Below are 15142 nucleotides of genomic sequence, written 5' to 3' on the forward strand. Positions count from 1 at the left end.
TCCCGCCTGAACGCGCCACCGACACCGCGCGGAACGGCGCTGTTCACGCCCGCCTACGGCCAGAGGACGCCGGAGCTCCCGAGCGGCACGGCCGTCGTGCTCTTCCCCTTCCCCGTCGCGACACCGGGGATCGACCTGACGGCCCCGGTCGTCGAGTCCGTTCCGGCGGGCCCGGGCGTCCCGATCCCCCCGGGCGGCGCGGTTCTGGTCGGCCGCGGGACCTCGGCAGCGGCCCTCGCCGCCGATGTCGTGCCCGGCGAGGTCGTGACGGTACGGCTCGGCCTCAAGCCCGACTGGCCAGGGCTGATCGGTGCGATCGGCGGAGGCCCGCAGATCGTCCGCGGTGGGGCCCCCGTCTTCCGCTCCGGCGAGCAGTTCCCGAGCGGGCAGCTCACGCAGCGGGCCCCCCGCTCGGCGGTCGGGCAGCTCGCCGACGGCCGTATCGTGCTGATCGCGGTCGACGGCCGACAGCCGGGGTACAGCGTCGGCCTCACGAACTTCCAGCTGGCCCAGGCGCTCGTCCGCTTCGGCGCCGTCACCGGGATGGCCCTGGACGGCGGTGGCTCGACGGCCATGGCCTTCGACGGGACGCTGCTCAACCGCCCGTCGGACGGGCGCGAGCGCCCGATCGCGTCTGCGCTGATGCTCCTCTACACCGGCGTCTTCGTGCCTCCTCCGCTGCCGCTCGTGTCACCGAACGGGGACGGGGAGGCGGACGCGCAGAGCCTCACGTACCGCCTCGTGCGGCCCTCCACCGTCGAGGTCGCGCTCGTCGCCCCGGGGGGAGGCGTCGCGGCACTGGAGCCCGTCGACCTGCCGCCCGGGCCCCACACGGTGCCGTTCCCGCCGCCCGGCGGCCCGGAGGCGCAGCTCGATCCCTCGGCGCCGCCGCCGGAGCCCGCCGAGGGGCGGTGGACCGTGCGTGTGACCGCGACCGACGACACCGGGCAGCGCTCGGAGATGGCGCGGTCGTTCGTCGTCAACGCGACGCTCGGCTTCCTGCGCCCCGAGCGGAAGACGTTCTTCCTCCCGCGCGCCGGGCGGGACTTCCGCTTCACGTGGCGGCTCGCACGCACGGCGCGGATCAACGCCCGGATCGAGACGGCGGGAGGCGACGTCGTGCAGCGGCTCGCCGCGAGGCAGTTCCCGCCCGGTGAGGCGGCCGTCACCTGGAACGGGCTCCTCGGCGACGGGACGCGCGTGCCGGGTGGCCGCTACCTCGTGCGCGTGGTCGCACGGAACGCCCTGGGGCGCGTCGAGCAGACCTCGACGTTCCGCGTGCAGCGCACCGCCCGCTAGGCGCGACGCGCCACGGCCGGCGATCGCACCGGCCGCCACCGGCCTCCCCGCCGGGTCGCCCGACGCCTCCACTCCGTCGGCGTCAGTACCATCGCATCGTGCTGGTTGCATCGCTCCTCAGCGAGATCACGCATGCCGTGACGTCGTTCGTCGGCGACTACGGGCTCTACGCGGTCTTCCTGCTCATGCTGATCGACGCCGTGTTCCCTGCCGCGAGCGAGCCCGTGATGGTGTACGCGGGGGCGGTCGCCTCCGGCGCCTTCGTCGATCAGTCGGTGACCCTGTTCGGCTACGAGTTCGCGTCCGGGCTCCCGGCGTACGTCGCGATCGCCACCGCCGGCACCGTGGGCTACCTCCTCGGGTCGATCGGGGGCTGGGCGATCGGCGACTACGGGGGCAGGCCCTGGCTCGAGCGCCACGGGCGCTGGCTGCACCTCGACGCGGCGAAGCTCGACCGGGCCGAGTCGTGGTTCGACCGGCACGGCGACTGGGCGGTCTTCCTGGGGCGGATCACCCCGGTCGTGCGCTCGTTCATCTCGATCCCGGCCGGTGTCTTCCGGGCCCGCTTCTGGCACTACGTCCTACTGACCGCGATCGGCTCGGCGATCTGGTGCTTCGCGCTCGCCGGCGCAGGCTGGGCAGCGGGTGCGAGCTGGGAGTCGTTCCACGAGAGCTTCCGCTTCGCCGACTACGCGATCGCCGCCGCCGTGGTCGCAGGGATCGCGCTCGTCGGGTGGAAGCTCGTACGCATGCGCCGACGCCGGGCGATCGCCGAGCCGGAGCCGGAGACGGCTTCGGGATACACTGGCCCGTCGGAATGATCCCGCTCGTCGACGTGAAGGCGCAGTACGCGCCGCTGATCCCCGAGTTGAAGGAGCGCTTCTCCGATGTCCTGGACTCCGGGCGCTTCATCTTCGGCCCGGAGGTCGAGGCCTTCGAGCGCGAGGCCGCTGCGTACCTCGGCGTTCCCCACGCGATCGGCGTCGCCAACGGCACGGACGCCCTCGTGCTCTCGCTGGAGGCCATGGGGATCGGCCGGGGCGACGAGGTGATCTGCCCCTCCTTCACGTTCTTCGCGACCGCGGAGGCGATCGCGCGCGTCGGGGCGACGCCGGTCTTCGCCGACATCGACCCGGTGACGCTGAACCTCGATCCCGACGACGTCGCCGCGCGCATCACCGAGCGCACCCGGGCGATCATGCCCGTGCATCTCTTCGGGCGCCCGGCGCCGCTCGCGGAGCTCGCCGCACTCGGGCTCCCGCTCCTCGAGGATGCAGCCCAGGCCTTCGGCGCCGACGGCATCGCGACGACCGGCGTCTGCTCCACCTTCAGCTTCTTCCCGACGAAGAACCTCTTCGCGCTCGGCGACGGCGGTCTCGTCGCGTCGACCGACGACGAGGTCGCGGACACCGTGCGTCGGCTGCGCTTCCACGGCTCGCGCGACAAGAAGACGTTCGAGCTGGTGGGCGCGAACTCCCGCCTCGACGCGATCCAGGCGGCCGCGTTGCGCGTGTTCCTCCCGCATCTCGCCGGGTGGAACCAGTCTCGTCGCGAAGGGGCCGCCCGCTACGCGGCGCTCGGCCTCGGGGAGGTCGTCGAGCTGCCCCTCGACGAGCCCGGCCACGTGTACCACATGTTCGTCGTGCGGACCCCGGAGCGGGACCGGCTGGCGGCGGCGCTCGGAGAGGCCGGCGTGTCCTGCGCCGCGTACTACTCGACGCCCGTCCACCTGCAGCCCGCGATGCGCTCGCTCGGATGGGAGGCGGGGTCGCTCCCGGAGACCGAGCGCGCAGCCGCGGAGAACCTCGCCCTGCCGCTCTGGGGTGGCATCACCGAGGAGGTGCAGGAGCGTGTCGTCGCCGCCGTGACGGCGTCCGGCAGCGTTCCCGTCGTGTAGTGGCCGCCCTGGGCGACACGACATCCCCGTGCACGCGCCGCGCAGGTCGAGGCGCGTCGTCCCGGGTTGCGCGGGCCCACGTGTGTGCCCGAGCCGGGGGGCCTCGCCTGCGACCGCGCTCCTCTGCGGTCGTCCGGCCCGGCTCTTGCCGGAGAGACCCCTAGAAGGAGGGTGCCCGGGTGCGACGCCCGGTGACACGTCACAGTCTCTGGCAGGTCGTGGTCGACGCCGCGATCGTCGCTGCGGCCTGGGTGCTCGCGTGGAACCTCCGCTTCGACACCGACTGGCCGCGGTACTACGACCGCTACCTGACCTGGGAGATCGTGCTCCTCGTGATCGCCATCAAGTTGCCCGTGTTCGTGCTCGCGGGCTTCTACAACCGGTGGTGGCGGTACGTGTCGACGCGCGACATGTGGTCGGCGCTGCGCGGGGCCGTGCTCGCGTCGATCACCGTCTTCCTCGCCTTCACCCTGTTCGAGGTGCACCGCGTGCGCGTCCCGAGCGGCGTCTGGTTCGCCGACCTGCTCCTCTGCCTCGCGCTCGTCGCCGGCTCGCGCCTCCTCGCACGGACGCTGATCGAGCGCCCGCGGCCGGGCAGCATCGTCGCGCGCGGGAAGGAAGCGATCATCGTCGGCGCCGGCGACGCCGGTCAGCTCGTCGTCAAGGAGATGCTCCGCAATCCGGCGCTCGGGACGACGCCGATCGGGCTCGTCGACGACGATCCCCGCAAGCGCCACCTCCGCCTCCACGGCATCCGCGTCCTCGGGACGACCGACGAGCTCGAGGGGATCCTTCGCGATCGACGACCCGACGAGGTGCTGATCGCCGTCCCCACGGCGTCCGGCGCCTTCCGGCAGCGCATCGTCGACGTCGCGGCCGAGGTCGACATCGCCGTGAAGACGCTCCCGTCGTTGTCCGAGCTCGTCAGCGGCGACTACGACCTCGCACGCCAGGTGCGACCGGTCGAGGTCGAGGACGTCCTCGGGCGCGAGCCGGTCGACGTCGACCTCGACGCGATCTCCGACTACCTCACGGGCGAGATCGTCCTCGTCACCGGCGCCGGTGGCTCGATCGGCTCGGAGCTGTGTCGGCAGATCGCGCGCGTCGGCCCGACGAAGCTCGTGCTCGTGGACAACTCCGAGCCGGCGCTCTTCGAGATCGAGCGGGAGCTCGTCGACGAGCGCGGGTTCCACGCCGCCGCGGCCGTCCTCGGCGACGTGAAGGACCGGGTCAAGATGCGACAGGTCTTCGAGACGTACCGGCCGGGCGTCGTGTTCCACGCGGCGGCGTACAAGCACGTGCCGCTGATGGAGGCGAACCCCGTCGAGGCCGTGCGCAACAACACGCTGGCGACGCAGACGATCAGCGACGTCGCGGTGGAGTTCGGCGCGAAGCGGTTCGTGCTCGTCTCCACCGACAAGGCGGTGAACGCGAAGACGGTGATGGGGCAGACGAAGGCCCTCGGCGAGTGGATCGTCGAGACGCACGGCCACCGTGAGGGCATGGCGACGCGGATGGTCGCCGTCCGCTTCGGCAACGTGCTCGGCTCGTCGGGCAGCGTGATCCCGATCTTCCGGAAGCAGATCGCGCGCGGCGGCCCGGTGACGGTGACCGACCCCGAGATGACGCGGTTCTTCATGACGATCCCGGAGGCCGTCCAGCTCGTGGTGCAGGCGGGCGCGATCGGCGAGCGCGGGCAGGTCTACGTGCTCGACATGGGCGAGCCGGTGCGGATCATGGACCTCGCGGAGCGGATGATCCGCCTCTCCGGGAAGGAGCCCGATCTCGAGGTCGCGATCCGGATCATCGGTGTCAGGCCCGGTGAGAAGCTGCACGAGGAGCTCGTCGGCCGCGACGAGACCGTGACGCCGAGCCCGCACCCGGCGATCAACCGTGTCACGCGGCCGCCGATCGACGCGGACTGGCTGGACGAGCAGCTCGCGCTCCTGCGCGGTCTCGTCGAGGCGGGCGACACGCTCGAGGTGGTCGGCACGCTCCACCGCATGATCAGCGAGCCGCGGCGTGCGGGCGCCGAGGCCGCGACGGCGTCGCCCACGTCCACGCACGAGCCGCTCTAGGCGCCGTCGGGCGTTCCGTCGGAGCGCGGCGCTCTGGGCTATCGATCGAGTGCCGAGAGCATGAGGTCGAGCATCAGCGCCGGGTCGCGCGGCGGCGGGCGGTCGGCGGCGTGCTTGCGCGCGAGCTCGATGTCGGCGGCGTCCTCGAGCAGTCGGAGTCGCCCGTTGGCGACGAGGGCCTCGTCGACGGCGCCCAGGCGCCCCGAGAAGGTCGTGTAGACCGGCGTGCCGAGCGCCACCGCCTCGCGGTTCATCGTCCCGCCGGCCGAGACGACGAGGTCGGCGAGCGCGACGAGGCTGCGCGCGTCCACGGCGCGCTCGGGGACGACGAGCGACGGCAGGCCGAGCCCGTCGAGCGCATCACGCTGCTCCGCCGTCCGCGGCAGCACGACCGCCCGCACGCCGGGCTCGGTCCCGAGGCGCTCGAGCACCGCCGCGAACAGCGGGTTCGCGTGCCGGTGGTAGAGCGAGACCTCCGGAGGGGTGCGGACGACGACGAGGAGCCGATCGTCCTCGACCCCGAGTCGGGCGGCGGCCCGCGGATCGGCCGAGAAGCCCGCGAGGGCGTACTCCTCCTTGAGGCCCGGGTAGCGGCGAACCTTGCGCGCCCGTGCGCCGAGGCGGTCGAGCCGATCCTGGGGGATCACGTCGGGCACGACGACGCGGGTCGCCGCCCGGCTGCCGAGCCCGTGCTGCACGAGAGCGAACTCGTAGTCGAACGCGTACGCGGACGGGATGCCGAGCGACCGCGCGGCGATCGGCAGCTCGTGCGAGGCGTGGGACAGCGCCACGTCGATGTCGCGCCCACCCGCGAACCTGCGCAGCGCCGGGACGCGGGCCGCCATCGCCCGTACCTTCCTGCCGACGCTCGCACCTCCGTGGGGGGGGCCGACGACCTCGTACGCGATGTCGGCGTCCTCGAGCAGCTCGATCGTCTGGGCGTACTCCCGTGCGGTGACGAGCACCTCGTGCCCCCGCTCGTCGAGCAGAGCGAGCAGCGGCCGGAAGAACGGCACGTGCGGAGAGTTCGTGACGTCGATCCAGACGCGCACGGGGCGACCCTAGACGACGGGCGGCCCTCCGGGCGCCGTCTCGCTCCGACGCAATCTGAACGATAAGCTTCTCTTATGGATACGCGACAGCTTGCAGCGTTCTGCGCGGTCGTCGACCGCCGCAGCTTCTCCCAGGCCGCCGAGGCGCTCGGCGTCACGCAGCCCGCGGTGTCGCTCCAGGTGCGCTCGCTCGAGAAGCGCCTCGGCGTGCAGCTCCTCGACCGCTCCGGCCGCCGCGTCGAGCCGACGGAGGCGGGCGAGCGGCTCTATCGGGGCGCGCAGCGCCTGCTCGCGCTCGAGCAGCAGCTCCTCGACGAGGTCGCGGTCGGTGACGACGGCGACCTCGGCGGCGACCTGCGAATCGGCGCCTCGACCGGCCCGGCGGCGGTCGCCGTCCCCCTCCTGCTCTGCGAGTTCCAGCGCGCCAACCCCGGCGTCCGCATCGTGCTCGAGGTGCACGACACCCAGACCGTCGTCGAGCGCGTCGCCGACCGGCAGCTCGAGCTCGGCATCGTCGGCGCCGCCCGGCGCCACCGCGGCATCCGCTACGAGCCGCTGCTCCGCGACGAGGTGATCCTCGCGTGCCCGGCAGGACATCGCTTCGCGAACAGGACCGTCACGCTCGACGAGCTCCGTGAGGAGTCGCTCGTCGTCATGCAGGAGGGAGCCGGTGTCCGGCAGGTCGTCGAGGACGAGCTCCGTGCCCGCGGCATCCGGCTGCGCGACCTCGACCTCCGTCTCGAGCTGGGGCTCCAGGAGTCGGTGCGGAGCGCCGTGCTCGGAGGGTTCGGCGTCGCGTTCATCTCGCGCACCGCCGTCGAGTCGGAGCTCGCGTCGGGCCAGCTCACCGAAGCCCGCCTCGAGGGGATGGACGCCCGGCGCGACATCTCGCTCGCCCGCGGCTCGAACCGCGTCCCGACGCGTGTCGCCGAGGCGTTCGTCGCCTTCGCGCACGAGCGCGTCGCACGATGAGCCCGGTCGTCCGCTTCGGCGCGGGGGCGCGTGCCCATCTCGCCGACGTGTGCGCAGAGGTGGGGATCGAGCGCCCGCTGCTCGTCACCACCCGCCGGGGCGCTGCGTCCGCGCCGGGCCTCCCCGTGGTCGCGGTCTACGACGGCGTGCGCCCGCACGTGCCGGTGGAGACGGTGGACGACGCGTACCGGCTGGCGACGGAGCACGCGGTCGACGGGCTCGTCGGGCTCGGCGGCGGGAGCGCGGTGGACACCGCGAAGGCCGTCGCCGCCCGCCTGGTCGCCGACCGCGCGGGTCGGAGCCGGGAGTCCGGGTGCGCGGTGATCGCGATGCCGACGACGTACGCCGGGGCCGAGTGGACGCCCTACTTCGGCCTGCTCCTCGCCCCGGGCCGCAAGGGCGGAGGCGTCGACGAGCGGGTGCGGCCGGTCGGTGCCGTCTACGACCCGGAGCTCACGCTCGAGCTCCCTCTCCGGGCCACGGTCGGCACGGCGATGAACGCGCTCGCGCACTGCGCCGAGGCCTACTACGCTCCCGGCGCAGACGACCGGGCCGCACCGGCGGCCGACACGGGTGCGGCCCTGATCGCGGCCGCGCTGCCGCACGTCGTCCGGGAGCCGGGCTCGCTCGAGGAACGAAGTCGCCTGCTCGAGGGGGCGATGCACGCAGCCCTCGCGCTCGGGTTCTCCGGGCTCTGTCTCGCCCATGCGATGGCGCAGGGGCTCGGGGGGCGCTTTGGGCTTCCTCAAGGGTCCATGAACGCGATCTGCCTCCCGGCCGCGCTGCGCTTCAATGTGGAGGCGGTGCCCGACGCGATCGCCCGCTTTGCAGCCGCGCTCGGGACGGACGACGCGCCGGCCCGCTGCGCGGAGCTCGCCGCGCTCGGCGGGCTCCGTCGGCTGCGCGACGAGGGCGTTCCCGAGCACGAGCTCGCCGAGGTCGCCGCCGCGATCACCGAGCGCCCCGGCACCCGCGCCAATCCCCGGCCGGCCACCGCCGCCGACGTCGAGCGGCTCCTGCGCGAGGTCTGGTGAGCGTCAGCGGAGAGGGGCGGGCAGGAGCCGTCTCACGCGGGCGACGACGGGGTCGCTGACCCGGCTCACGGATGCGAGCCGCTTACGCGTGGCGACGCCGGAGTTCACCGCAGGTGCGATCGACCAGTCGATGCGCGCACGCTAGCCCGGCGCGCGCTGCGGACGCGTTACGCGTCGCCGGCTACTCGCTCTCGGCCTGCATCGCGGCGACCACGCGCCGCAGGCTGACGACGCCGACGACGTCCCCCTCCATCACCACTGGCAGATGGCGGAAGCCGCGGACGATCATCAGGCGCTCGGCCTCGTCCAGCGCCAGGTCGGCGTCGACGGTCACGGGGTCCTCCGTCATCCACTCGCGCACGCGAGCCTCGCTCGAGTGGACACGAGCGGCCATCGCCTTCAGGAGGTCACGCTCGGTGAGGATCCCGATCAGCCGCCCGAAGTCCTTGACGACGACGGCGCCGACGTTCCGCTCGGTCATCCGCTCGGCCACCTCGCCGAGGGTGTCCTCCGGTGCGACCTCGATGAAGGTCGGCTTGACGATCTCGGCGAGCGTCGCGGGCACGGTCGCGCAGTCTACCCGAGAGCTTTTCAATAACGGTCACTAATCATAGGTATTAGTAGCTAGCTGCTAGACTCGCCCCGCGATGGCCCACCGTGGCTCACTCGACGTCCTCGTGGTGGGAAGCGGTGCTTCCGGCCTCTCGGCGGCCGTCTCCGCTGCGCGCCACGGCGTCGCGGTCGCAGTCGCGACGAAGACCTCGCTGCAGGCCAACAACTCCTCGAAGGCGCAGGGCGGGATCCAGGCCGCCGTCGGTCACGACGACTCCCCCGCCGTCCACGCCGAGGACGTCCTCCGCTCGTCGCACGGGACGGCTGACCCGGACCTCGTCGCCGTCCTCACCGGTGCGGCCGAGGAGGCGATCGCCTGGCTCGAGGGGCTCGGCGTCGCCTTCACGCGCGAGAACGGCTCGTACCGGCTCGCGCGCTGTGGGGGCGCGTCACGGCGCCGCCTCCTCCAGGTCGGCGACCGCACCGGTCACGCGATCACCAAGGCGCTGCGCGACGCGTACGCCGCGACCGACGGGACGGCGCTCGAGCACCACGACCTCGTCGCCCTCGCGCCCCACGACGCGGGCTGGCGGGCCACGTTCGGGACACCCGCGGGGGCCGTCGACGTCGATGCCGCGTGCGTCGTCCTCGCCGCCGGCGGCCGGTGCTATGCGGAGGCGGAGGCGCGGGGAGAGCTGTCCACGAACCATCCGAACGCGACGGGCGAGGTCACCCGGGTCGCGATCGCGGCGGGAGCGGCGGCCCGTGACCTGGACGCCCTCCAGTACCACCCGACGGGTGGAGCCTGGCCGGCGTCGATGCAGGGGTACTCGATCCCGGAGACGACGCGCGCGTACGGCGCCGTCCTCCTCAACGCCGACGGCGAGGAGTTCACCGACTCGCTCGGCCCCCGCGACGAGGTCGCGCAGGCGATCGTCGACGAGGTGGCGGCCGGTCGGGGCGTCGAGGTGCCGGACGGCCGACCGGCCGTCTGGCTCGACACGACGAGGATCTCGGAGGCGGACGCGGCAGTGTCGCTCCCGTACATGCTCCGTCGGTACCGTGGCGCGGGGATCGACCCGCTGACGGAGAAGATCACCACGTATCCCGTCCTCCACTACCAGAACGGTGGCCTCGTAATCGACACGGATGCCAGGACCAGCCTCGACGGCGTCTACGCCTGCGGGGAGATCGCGGGTGGAACGCACGGACGGAACCGGATGATGGGCAACTCGCTCCTCGAGTGCGTCGTCTTCGGGCGCCGCGCCGGCCGTACGGCGGCGGAGGCGGCGGCCGCATGAGCACGATCACGACGACGCACCTCGCCCAGGTGGTCGAGGACGTGGCAGCGCACCTGTACGTCTGGGCGCTGAAGGACATTCCCCAGGACCTCCGCGACGCGCTCGCCGCGGCGCGCGACCGGGAGACCTCGACGACGGGCATCCGGGTGCTCGAGACGATCCATCGCAACGTCGAGATCGCCGACGAGCAGCGCAACCTCGTCTGCCAGGACACCGGGATCGCCGTCTACTACTGCCGCGTCGGCGAGGGCTTCCAGCTCCATCCCGCGCGCATCTACGCGTCGCTGCGAGCCGGGACGGAGCGTGCCACCGTCGATCACCCCCTGCGCTCGAACACCGTCCACACGTTGACCCGCGAGAACACCGGCCCGAACGTCGGCTTCCGGGTGCCGATCGTCCACTGGGAGTTCGTCCCGGACTGGGACGGCCTCGACGTGAAGTGCGTGCCGAAGGGCTCGGGGTCGGAGAACATGACGTTCCTGAAGATGCTCGTCCCCGCCGACGGGGTGAAGGGGATCAAGCGCTTCGTGCTCGACTCGATCGTCGGGGCCGGCGGCAAGCCGTGCCCTCCCGGCATCGTCGGCGTCGGGATCGGCGGCTCGGCCGACTTCGCGATGCACCTGGCGAAGGAGGCGATCGCCCGCCCCGTCGGCACGCGCAACCCCGATCCGCTCGTCGCCGAGCTCGAGGCCGACCTCTACCAGCTCCTCAACGAGACCGGCGTCGGGCCGATGGGGCTCGGCGGGGACGTCACCGTGCTCGCCGTCCACGTGGAGCACGCGGACACGCACATGACGCTCAACCCCGTCGCCGTCAACTACCAGTGCTGGGCGGCCCGCCGTGCGTCCGCCCACGTGGCCGCGGACGGGTCGATCGAGTACGACCGGGAGTTCTGAGCCGATGCGCCGACCCGTTTCCGTCCCCGTCCCCGCGACCCCGGGCCGCGTGCCCGGTCCGTCCGCGCGCTGATGGCCGTCCACGAGCTCACGTTCCCGATCGCCGATCCCGCCGAGCTGCTCGCGCTGCGGGCCGGCGACGAGGTCGTCGTGCAGGGCCACATCATCGGCATCCGGGACCGCACGCAGATCAGGATCTTCGACGAGGGGCACGAGCCGCCGATGGACCTCGAGGGCGCGTTCCTGCTGCACACCGCGCCGAACGTGCGCAAGGTCGGCCCGGGCCGCTACGAGAAGATCTGCATCGGTACGACGACCAGCGCCCGCATGGTGCGCTTCACGGAAGGTCTCGGCGCGCGGTACGGGGTGCGCGCGATCTGCGGCAAGGGCGGGTTTCCGGACGAGGCGATCGAGCCGATGCAGCGCCTTGGCATGGTCTACCTCGCGATCGTCGGCGGCGCCGCGGCGCTCGAGACGACGCAGATCGAGGAGATCGAGGAGGTGGCCTGGGAGGAGCTGATGCCCGAGTGCCTGTGGAAGTTCCGCGTCCGTGACTTCGGGCCGCTGATCGTCGGGATCGACGCCCACGGCGGCTCTCTCTACCGCGAGGTGCAGGATCGTGCCGCACAGAAGCTGGAGGAGCTCTATGAACGCCTTTGAAGAAGACGGCTTCCTCGACGTGCCCCGCCGCCCCGGGAAGCCGCGCACGCACGGCCTCACCCACGTGCTCGACAAGGGACTCAACCTGCGCGAGATCGAGGGCCTGTTCGACACGGCGGGCGCCTACGTCGACATCGTGAAGTTCGGCTGGGGCACGAGCTACGTCACCAACAACCTCGAGAAGAAGATCGCGCTCTACCGCTCGTTCGGGACGCCGGTGGTCTGCGGCGGGACCCTGTTCGAGGCGGTGTACGGCCAGGGCAAGCTCGACCCGTTCAAGCGCTGGCTCGCCCACTACCGCTTCTCGCACGTCGAGATCTCCGACGGCACCGTCGACATGCCGCGGGAGCGGAAGCTCGAGCTGATCACCGACTTCGCCAGGGACTTCACCGTCCTCTCGGAGGTCGGCTCGAAGGACGCCGAAGTCGTCTACGCCCCCTACCAGTGGGTCGAGTGGATCGAGCAGGAGCTCGCCGCCGGCGCCTGGAAGGTGATCGCCGAGGGCCGGGAGGGGGGCACGGCGGGGATCTATCGACCGACCGGCGAGATGCGGACGGGCCTCGTCGACGAGATCGTCCACACGATCGACTTCCACGAGCTGATCTTCGAGGCGCCGACGAAGGCGTCGCAGGCGTGGTTCGTCAAGAACTTCGGACCGGAGGTCAACCTCGGCAACATCCCGCCCGAGGAGGTGATCGCGCTCGAGACGCTGCGGCTCGGGCTGCGCGGCGACACGTTGCGTGAGATCCTCCTCGCCTCCCAGACGACCTGAGCGGTGCCGCGCTCGACCGCACCGGGCTCGCCGGGATCCGCCTGAGGTCGTCGATGGACTGGAAGCTCACGCTCGCGGGACTGCTGATCGGTCTCCTGGTGGGGATGACCGGCATGGGCGGAGGCTCGCTGATGACGCCGCTACTCGTGCTCGTCTTCGGCTTCAAGCCGTCCGTCGCGATCGGCACCGACATCCTCCACGGCGCGATCTTCAAGTCGTTCGGCGCCGCACAGCACCGCCGGCTCGGGCACGTGCACGCGCGGCTGACGACGTGGATGCTGCTCGGTTCGGCGCCGGCGTCGCTCGCTGGCGTCGCCCTCTCCGCCTGGCTGGAGAGCCGCTACGGCGACGCGTTCGAGGACGCGGCGCGTCAGGTTCTGGGGGCCGCGCTGATCGTCGCCGGCATCGGCTTCTTCGTGAAGACGTTCATCCGCGGCCGGGTGAGCGACCAGCCGTATCGGCTCACGAACCGCGACCGTGTGAGCGCCGTGCTGATCGGCCTCTTCGGCGGCTTCGTCGTCGGCGTGACGTCGGTCGGGTCGGGAACCTTCTTCGGGCTGGCGATGCTCGTGCTCTTCCCCCTCACGGCCGCGAAGATCGTGGGCACCGACATCTTCCACGCCGCGCTGCTGCTCTGGGTGGCGGGCGCGGGCCAGTTCGCCGCGGGCAACGTCGACCTCGGAGCGACCGCGTGGCTCTTGTGCGGCTCGATCCCGGGGGTGCTGATCGGCGGGCAGGTGACGGTGAAGCTGCCCGACCGCGCGCTCCGTGTCGCCCTCGCCCTCGTGCTCGCCCTCGCCGGCGTGAAGCTGATCGACTTCCCGGGCGCGAACGCCGTGCTCCTCGTCGGCATCGTGCTCGGCGGCAGCGTGGGCGTGATCGCGCTGGCCCGCTCGATCATCCTCGGCGGGCGGCCACGCACCGCGTCGGAGGGATCGTCCGACGGCTGACGCGTCGCCGCCGCGCGCGGTCTCCACGGCACCTCGGCCCGCGGGGCGTCGGCGGTGGGCGAGGGGTGGGGATCCGTACAATCCGGCGCGATGCCGCCCGTGCACACCCGACCGCAGGGCTTCACCGTCTGGCTCACCGGGCTCTCGGGCGCGGGCAAGACGACCGTCTCGCACCTCGTCGTCGAGGAGCTCGAGCGGCGTGGGCTGCTCGTGGAGACGCTCGACGGCGACGTCGTCCGCACGCACCTCTCGCAGGGCCTCGGGTTCTCGAAGGAGGACCGCGACACGAACATCGAGCGGATCGGCTGGGTCGCGTCGCGGCTCGCCCGGGCCGGGGCGGCCGTCGTCGTGTCCGCGATCTCTCCCTACGCGGTGACGCGGGCGACGGCACGGGCGATGACCGAGGAGTTCGCCCCGTTCGTCGAGGTCTGGGTGCGTGCCTCCCTCGAGGAGTGCACGCGCCGTGACGTCAAGGGGCTCTACGCACAGGCGATCGCCGGCGAGATCCCCGAGTTCACCGGGATCTCGGCCCCGTACGAGCCTCCGGACGACGCCGAGGTCGTGCTCGACACCGAACGCCACGAGCCGGCCGAGAGCGCCGCGATCGTGATCGCGGCGCTCGAGGAGCGCGGCCTCGTCGATGCCGCCTGAGCCGGCCGGGGCCGCCGCTCCCCCCGTCATCGTCCTCGGCGTCCGCCGTTCGGGCACGACCCTGCTGCGGGTGATGCTCGACCGCTCGAGCGTGCTCGCCGTGCCCGACGAGTCGTACTTCGTGCCCCAGCTCGCCGCTCGGCATCGGGGGGCGGTCGATCCGGCGGCGTTCCTCGACGACCTGCGACGCGTCCGTCGTCTCCGTGACCTCGGGATCGAGCCCGACGACGTCGCCCCGCGACTGCGTGCCGGGATGACCGCCGGGGAGGCGATCGCCGCCGTCTTCGAGACCGTCGCCGCAGCACAGGGCAAGGCGCGGTGGGGGGACAAGACGCCGCTCTACATGCAGTACCTCGGGCTGCTCGAGCGCCTGTTCCCCGACGCGCTGTTCGTCCATCTCGTCCGCGACGGGCGGGACGCGGCCCTCTCGTACCTCGCGGTGCCGCCCGGGATCATGACCGAGCCGTGGGGGCATCCGCGCGATGCGCCCGGCTTCGCGTGCCTCTGGCGCACCGAGGTCTCCGCCGCCCGCGACCTCGGCGGGCGCGTCGGGCGAGATCGCTACCTCGAGCTCCGCTACGAGGACCTCGTCGCGGAGCCGGCCGCCGTCCTGCGCCGCGTGTGCGCGTTCGCAGGGATCCCCTTCGAGGACGAGATGCTCGGCTACGTCGGGTCGGTCGACCTCGCCGACAAGCCGCACCAGCAGCGCCTCGCGGAGCCGCCGACCCCCGGCGTCCGCGACTGGCGCGCCGAGATGGCGCCCGCGGACGTGCGGGCGTTCGAGTCGGTCGCGGGCGATCTCCTGCAGGGCCTCGGCTACGAGGTTCGGGCGTCCGGCCCGCGAGGTGTCGGCACGCGCCTCCGCCTCGTCCGCTACCGGGCGCTCTCCGCTGCGTGGCGGGCGACCGGTGTCGCCCTCCAGGTCTCGCCGCTCTGGCGGCGGCGGCACCCGCCGCTCGGCGCTCCCCCGGGAGGAGCGGGCGAGGCGTCACCCGGCGATCGGACGTCCTGACGCCGCGCTCCGCGTC

At 72.6% G+C, this 15142-nt stretch carries 15 protein-coding genes; 13 read left to right on the forward strand and 2 right to left on the reverse strand.

All coding sequences use genetic code 11. The features are described from left to right. The 4 genes from AC162C_RS12155 to AC162C_RS12170 all read left to right on the forward strand — a co-directional run. Positions 1–1299, forward strand: a 1299-nt coding sequence (locus tag AC162C_RS12155) for a phosphodiester glycosidase family protein (protein ID WP_484097768.1), incomplete at its 5' end; no start/stop codon positions are given. 98 nt (positions 1300–1397) lie between these two features. Beyond that, positions 1398–2120 (forward strand): DedA family protein, encoded by a 723-nt coding sequence (locus tag AC162C_RS12160; protein ID WP_484097769.1) that lies wholly within the window; start codon positions 1398–1400, stop codon positions 2118–2120. Further along, positions 2117–3196: a DegT/DnrJ/EryC1/StrS family aminotransferase gene (locus tag AC162C_RS12165; RefSeq protein WP_484097770.1), complete on the forward strand. Its 1080-nt coding sequence runs from the start codon at positions 2117–2119 to the stop codon at positions 3194–3196. The genes AC162C_RS12160 and AC162C_RS12165 overlap by 4 nt, the downstream gene beginning before the upstream one ends. Positions 3197–3375: 179 nt before the next feature. Continuing rightward, positions 3376–5274: a polysaccharide biosynthesis protein gene (locus AC162C_RS12170; RefSeq protein WP_484097771.1), complete on the forward strand. Its 1899-nt coding sequence runs from the start codon at positions 3376–3378 to the stop codon at positions 5272–5274. Between the two features lie 38 nt (positions 5275–5312). Here the strand turns inward: AC162C_RS12170 and AC162C_RS12175 are convergent, their stop codons facing one another. Next, the gene (locus AC162C_RS12175; protein ID WP_462972687.1) at positions 5313–6326 is read right to left on the reverse strand and encodes a DUF354 domain-containing protein; all 1014 of its coding nucleotides are present in this window, start codon (positions 6324–6326) and stop codon (positions 5313–5315) included. A 75-nt stretch (positions 6327–6401) separates the two neighbouring features. Between AC162C_RS12175 and AC162C_RS12180 the strand changes: the two genes are divergently transcribed. Together AC162C_RS12180 and AC162C_RS12185 are read left to right on the forward strand one after the other, a co-directional pair. Beyond that, the gene (locus AC162C_RS12180) at positions 6402–7298 is read left to right on the forward strand and encodes a selenium metabolism-associated LysR family transcriptional regulator (protein ID WP_484097772.1); all 897 of its coding nucleotides are present in this window, start codon (positions 6402–6404) and stop codon (positions 7296–7298) included. Then, positions 7295–8332 carry an iron-containing alcohol dehydrogenase gene (locus AC162C_RS12185; RefSeq protein ID WP_484097773.1) on the forward strand — a complete coding sequence of 346 codons (1038 nt, stop codon included), beginning with the start codon at positions 7295–7297 and terminating at the stop codon, positions 8330–8332. Before AC162C_RS12180 ends, AC162C_RS12185 begins: the two co-directional genes overlap by 4 nt. A 181-nt stretch (positions 8333–8513) precedes the next feature. On the opposite strand, the gene AC162C_RS12190 is transcribed toward AC162C_RS12185, so the two are convergent. Then, positions 8514–8897: a CBS domain-containing protein gene (locus AC162C_RS12190; RefSeq protein WP_484097774.1), complete on the reverse strand. Its 384-nt coding sequence runs from the start codon at positions 8895–8897 to the stop codon at positions 8514–8516. A gap of 82 nt (positions 8898–8979) precedes the next feature. Here AC162C_RS12190 and AC162C_RS12195 point away from each other — a divergent pair, with 82 nt between their 5' ends. The 7 genes from AC162C_RS12195 (at position 8980) to AC162C_RS12225 (ending at position 15126) form a co-directional block, all read left to right on the forward strand. Then, a complete protein-coding gene (locus tag AC162C_RS12195; RefSeq protein WP_484097775.1) occupies positions 8980–10185 on the forward strand; it encodes an FAD-dependent oxidoreductase in 1206 nt (401 codons plus the stop codon). Further along, positions 10182–11081, forward strand: a complete 900-nt coding sequence (locus AC162C_RS12200) for a fumarate hydratase (RefSeq protein ID WP_484097776.1) — start codon at positions 10182–10184, stop codon at positions 11079–11081. Before AC162C_RS12195 ends, AC162C_RS12200 begins: the two co-directional genes overlap by 4 nt. A gap of 72 nt (positions 11082–11153) precedes the next feature. Next, entirely contained in the window at positions 11154–11741 is a 588-nt protein-coding gene (locus tag AC162C_RS12205; protein WP_462972681.1) for a FumA C-terminus/TtdB family hydratase beta subunit, read from the forward strand. After that, on the forward strand, positions 11728–12513 hold the full coding sequence (locus AC162C_RS12210; RefSeq protein WP_484097777.1) for a phosphosulfolactate synthase: 786 nt from the start codon (positions 11728–11730) through the stop codon (positions 12511–12513). The genes AC162C_RS12205 and AC162C_RS12210 overlap by 14 nt, the downstream gene beginning before the upstream one ends. Before the next feature lie 53 nt (positions 12514–12566). After that, entirely contained in the window at positions 12567–13463 is an 897-nt protein-coding gene (locus tag AC162C_RS12215; RefSeq protein WP_484097778.1) for a sulfite exporter TauE/SafE family protein, read from the forward strand. A gap of 90 nt (positions 13464–13553) precedes the next feature. Further along, on the forward strand, positions 13554–14114 hold the full coding sequence (cysC, locus tag AC162C_RS12220) for an adenylyl-sulfate kinase (RefSeq protein ID WP_484097779.1): 561 nt from the start codon (positions 13554–13556) through the stop codon (positions 14112–14114). After that, a complete protein-coding gene (locus tag AC162C_RS12225; protein WP_484097780.1) occupies positions 14104–15126 on the forward strand; it encodes a sulfotransferase family protein in 1023 nt (340 codons plus the stop codon). The genes cysC and AC162C_RS12225 overlap by 11 nt, the downstream gene beginning before the upstream one ends. The last annotated feature ends 16 nt before the right edge of the window (positions 15127–15142 follow it).

Source organism: Gaiella sp. (genome assembly GCF_057140465.1).